Below are 5,066 nucleotides of genomic sequence, written 5' to 3'. Positions count from 1 at the left end.
GAATCCAGCGGCGACCTACTCTCCCGGGCCCGTGGGCCAGGTACCATCGGCGATGAGGGGCTTGACTTCCGTGTTCGGAAAGGGAACGGGTATGACCCCCTCTCGGTAACCACTGAAACAAATTCCAGGCGACAATGTCGAAAAAGTCATGCGCACAGCCTTGAAGCTGGCGGGTCCGGGCTGCCCACGCGGCAGATGGAACCGAATCGTTGAAAGAAAGGAAAAGCTCTACCGGGCTATTAGTACCGCTCGGCTCAACGTGTCGCCACGCTCACACCTGCGGCCTATCGACGTCGTAGTCTACGACGGCCCTACATGGGGTTGCCCCCGCGAGACCTGATCTTGGGAACGGCTTCACGCTTAGATGCCTTCAGCGTTTCTCCGATCCGTACACGGCTACCCGGCAATGCCGCTGGCGCGACAGCCGGTACACCGGAGGTACGTCCGTCCCGGTCCTCTCGTACTAAGGACAGCTTCCCTCAAGTCTCGAACGCCCACACCGGATAGGGACCGAACTGTCTCACGACGTTCTGAACCCAGCTCGCGTGCCGCTTTAATTGGCGAACAGCCAAACCCTTGGGACCTTCTCCAGCCCCAGGATGCGACGAGCCGACATCGAGGTGCCAAACCTCCCCGTCGCTATGAACGCTTGGGGGAGATCAGCCTGTTATCCCCAGAGTACCTTTTATCCATTGAGCAACGGCCTTTCCACGCTGTACCGCGGGATCACTAAGCCCTACTTTCGTACCTGCCCGGCGTGTCCGCCTCGCAGTCAAGCTCCCTTATGCCTTTATGCTCTTCGCGCGATTGCCGACCGCGCTGAGGGAACCGTTGGATGCCTCCGTTACCTTTTAGGAGGCGACCGCCCCAGTCAAACTGACCATCAGACACGGTCCCTGTCCCGGATGACGGGACGAGGTTAGATCTCAAAGCGCGCAAGGGTGGTATTTCAAGGGCGGCTCCGCGACGACTGGCGTCGCCGTTTCAAAGCCTCCCACCTATCCTACACATGCGGGCCCTAAAACCAATGTCAAAATACAGTGAAGGTTCATGGGGTCTTTCCGTCCAGGTGCGGGTTGCCGGCATCTTCACCGGCACTGCAATTTCGCCGAGTCCCGGGAGGAGACAGTGCAGAAGTCGTTACACGATTCGTGCAGGTCGGAACTTACCCGACAAGGAATTTCGCTACCTTAGGACCGTTATAGTTACGGCCGCCGTTTACCGGGGCTTCGATTCAGGGCTTCGCTTGCGCTGACCCCTCCTGTTAACCTTCCGGCACCGGGCACGTGTCAGACCATATACGTCCACTTGCGTGTTAGCATGGCCCTGTGTTTTTGGTAAACAGTCGCTTCTGCCGTTTCCCTGCGACCTCCAATAGCTTCGCGCTGTTCACGCTGACCGTCGGAGGCTCCCCTTATCCCGAAGTTACGGGGTTGATTTGCCGAGTTCCTTCTCCCGAGTTGTCTCGAGCACCTTAGGCTATTCGCCTCGTCCACCTGTGTCGGTTTACGGTACGGGCCCACATTCGCTCCCTTAGGGGTTTTTCCTGGCACGGGCCCACGCGACTCCCGTTCCGGCCGAAGCCTTCGCGAGGTCCGGAGCCTGGGGCGTGTACCGGGGGGATTTGCCTCCCCGGAGCCTTGCACTCCATCCGCGGCATCCGTCAGCCGCTACGCGCTGTCCCATGCGTCGCCCCGTCGGTAGTGACGCTTACTGTGGGGTTCCGGAATGTTGACCGGATTGTCATCGGCTACGCCTCTCGGCCTCGCCTTAGATCCCGACTGACCCCGGGAGGATTATCCTTGCCCGGGAACCCTTGGACTTACGGTGTGCGGGTTTTTCACCCGCATTTTCGCATACTCATGCCAGCATTCTCGTTTCCGGTACCTCCAGCGGGCATCGCCACCCGCCTTCCCAGGCCTGCGGAACGCTCTCCTACCACTCCCTTGCGGGAGTCCACGACTTCGGTGACGTGCTTAGTCCCGATCATTTTCGGCGCGGGGTCGCTTGACCAGTGAGCTATTACGCTTTCTTTAAAGGGTAGCTGCTTCTAAGCTAACCTCCTGGCTGTCTGTGCAACCCCACATCCTTTTCCACTCGGCACGTACTTGGGGACGCTTAGTCGATGGTCCGGGTTGTTTCCCTTTCGTCCGCTGATCTTATCACCCGCGGGCTGTCTGCCATGCACCACGTTCACGGTATTCGGAGTTTGATAGGGTTTGGTAAGCGGGTGTGCCCCCTAGTCCTTCCAGTGCTCTACCCCCGTGAAGCTGTTCATGACGCCATACCTAAATATGTTTCGGAGAGAACAAGCTATCGCCCAGTTTGATTGGTCTTTCGCTCCTACCCACAGCTCATCCGGACACGTTTCAATGTATATCGGTTGGGCCCTCCACGGAATGTTACTTCCGCTTCAGCCGGGCCATGGGTAGATCACTAAGGCTTCGTGTCTGCCGCGTACGACTGGTCGCCCAGTTGAGACTCGCTTTCGCTTCGGCTCCGCGCCTGAGGCGCTTAACCTCGCCGTACGCGAGCAACTCGCTGGCTCATTAAACAAAAGGCACGCCGTCAGGAGGATGAATCCCCCCTCCGACAGAATGTATGCACGCGGTTTCAGGCGCTCTTTCACTCCCCTCTCGGGGTGCTTTTCACCTTTCCCTCACGGTACTGTGCACTATCGGTCATCAGCTCGTATTTAGCCTTGGAGGGTGGTCCCCCCGTCTTCAGGCAGGATTTCACGTGTCCCGCCCTACTCTCCGACGGCCGGACATTTCCTTCGACCTACAGGGCTGTCACCTGCTGTGGCGGGGCTTTCCATCCCGCTTCGGTCGATTTCCATGCCACGGAACCCGTCTGGGCTCCTCCCCTTTCGCTCACCACTACTCAGGGAATCTCGGTTGATTTCTTTTCCTCCGGGTACTTAGATGTTTCAGTTCCCCGGGTTTGCCTCCGCAGGCCTATGTATTCGGCCTGAGGATACGCATATGCGTGGGTTTCCCCATTCGGAATCGCCATGGTCAAAGACCCTTTGCGTCTCGCATGGCACTTTCGGGGCTTGGCCCGTCCTTCGTCGCCGGCTGATGCCAAGGCATCCCCCGCGTGCATTCCTTCGCTTAAATCCTGTTTTCCAGCGATTCAGCTCGATCTATTGCTGCATGAGCAGCTCGAATCCACCATTCTTGATTAGGTGCTTCAAGTCACTCTGTGCTTGTTGCTTTTTCGTATGTTGTCGCCAATGTTTTCAATATGCTCGCCATCGCTCGGATGGTGCTTCCTGCGCCCGGGGGCGCTTGAACTGGAGCTAAGGAGACTCGAACTCCTAACATCCAGCTTGCAAAGCTGGCGCTCTACCAGTTGAGCTATAACCCCGATAGGTATGGGCCTGAATGGACTTGAACCATTGACCCCCGCCTTATCAGAGCGGTGCTCTAACCAGCTGAGCTACAGACCCGGGCCCTAAAGGAACCGGAGATGTGCTTCGGTGACGGTATCGTCTCGAACATGAGTAACAGGCGGTAGGACGTCTAGTCCTATGTTTACTCCTTAAAGGAGGTAATCCAGCCGCACCTTCCGGTACGGCTACCTTGTTACGACTTAGCCCCAGTCAGAGGTCTCGCTTTAGGCGCTGGCCCCCCTTGCGGGTCGGCATCGCGACTTTGAGCGCTCCCTCCTTCCATGGCTTGACGGGCGGTGTGTACAAGGCCCGGGAACGTATTCACCGTGGTGTGCTGACCCACGATTACTAGCGATTCCAGCTTCACGGAGTCGAGTTGCAGACTCCGATCCGAACTGAGGACGGCTTTAAGGATTGGCTCCGCCTCGCGGCGTTGCGACCCATTGTACCGCCCATTGTAGCACGTGTGTAGCCCAGGATGTAAGGGCCATGAGGACTTGACGTCATCCACACCTTCCTCCGGGTTGTCCCCGGCAGTCTCTCCAGAGGGCCCCCTCGCGGGTGGCAACTGGAAACGTGGGTTGCGCTCGTTGCGGGACTTAACCCAACATCTCACGACACGAGCTGACGACAGCCATGCAGCACCTGTGCGGAACGTGTATTGCTACAAACGGCGATCTCTCGCCGCGGCGTTCCCATGTCAAACCCTGGTAAGGTTCTGCGCGTTGCTTCGAATTAAACCACATGCTCCACCGCTTGTGCGGGCCCCCGTCAATTCCTTTGAGTTTCATACTTGCGTACGTACTCCCCAGGCGGCATACTTAACGCGTTGGCTACGGTACCCGCGGCGAACCGCGGACACCCAGTATGCATCGTTTACGGTGCGGACTACCAGGGTATCTAATCCTGTTTGCTACCCGCACTTTCGAGCATGAGCGTCGATAAGTCCCCAGCAAGCTGCCTTCGCCATCGGTGTTCTTCCTGATCTCTACGCATTCCACCGCTACACCAGGAATTCCGCTTGCCCCTGAACTATCCAAGAAACCCAGTTCGGACTGCAGGTCCGGGGTTGGGCCCCGGTATTGTACAATCCGCTTGAGCTTCCGCCTGCGCTCCCTTTACGCCCAGTGATTCCGAACAACGCTTGCACCCCTCGTATTACCGCGGCTGCTGGCACGAAGTTTGCCGGTGCTTCCTCTCGAGGTACATTCAACTGAGCCGAAACTCAGCCTTATTCCCTCACGACAGTGGTTTACACACCGAAATGCTTCTTCCCACACGTGGCGTTGCTGCATCAGGGTTTCCCCCATTGTGCAATATTCCCTACTGCTGCCTCCCGTAGGAGTCTGGGCCGTATCTCAGTCCCAATGTGGCCGATCACCCTCTCAGGCCGGCTACCGATCGTCGCCTTGGTGGGCCGTTGCCCCGCCAACTAGCTAATCGGACGCAAGCTCATCCCATGCCGATAAATCTTTCGTCAACTCCCTATGCAGGGAGCCACTATATCCGGTATTACCCGCGCGTTGGCACGGCTATTCCCGGGCATGGGGCAGATTGCTTACGCGTTACTCACCCGTTCGCCGCTATGCATTGCTGCACCGCTCGACTTGCATGTATAAGACACGCCACCAGCGTTCGTTCTGAGCCAGGATCAAACTCTTCATTAATTTTT

Annotated in this window: 2 tRNA genes and 3 rRNA genes; all 5 read right to left on the bottom strand. The window is 57.7% G+C overall.

The annotated features are described in order from the left end of the window. Positions 1-2 precede the first annotated feature (2 nt). Positions 3-117 (bottom strand): 5S ribosomal RNA (rrf, locus tag BUC02_RS15555). Between the two features lie 100 nt (positions 118-217). Beyond that, positions 218-3,121: ribosomal RNA gene (locus BUC02_RS15550) — 23S ribosomal RNA — on the bottom strand. 175 nt (positions 3,122-3,296) lie between these two features. Further along, positions 3,297-3,369, bottom strand: a tRNA-Ala gene (locus tag BUC02_RS15545). Between the two features lie 8 nt (positions 3,370-3,377). Next, positions 3,378-3,451: transfer RNA gene (locus BUC02_RS15540), tRNA-Ile, on the bottom strand. 94 nt (positions 3,452-3,545) lie between these two features. Then, positions 3,546-5,061, bottom strand: a 16S ribosomal RNA gene (locus tag BUC02_RS15535). Together the 16S, 23S and 5S rRNA genes with 2 tRNA genes alongside form the textbook arrangement of a ribosomal RNA operon. Positions 5,062-5,066: the final 5 nt, after the last annotated feature.

The sequence above is a fragment of the Fibrobacter sp. UWOV1 genome (assembly GCF_900142495.1).
Taxonomy (GTDB): Bacteria; Fibrobacterota; Fibrobacteria; order Fibrobacterales; family Fibrobacteraceae; genus Fibrobacter.
This window is presented reverse-complemented; position numbering and strand designations above follow the sequence as displayed.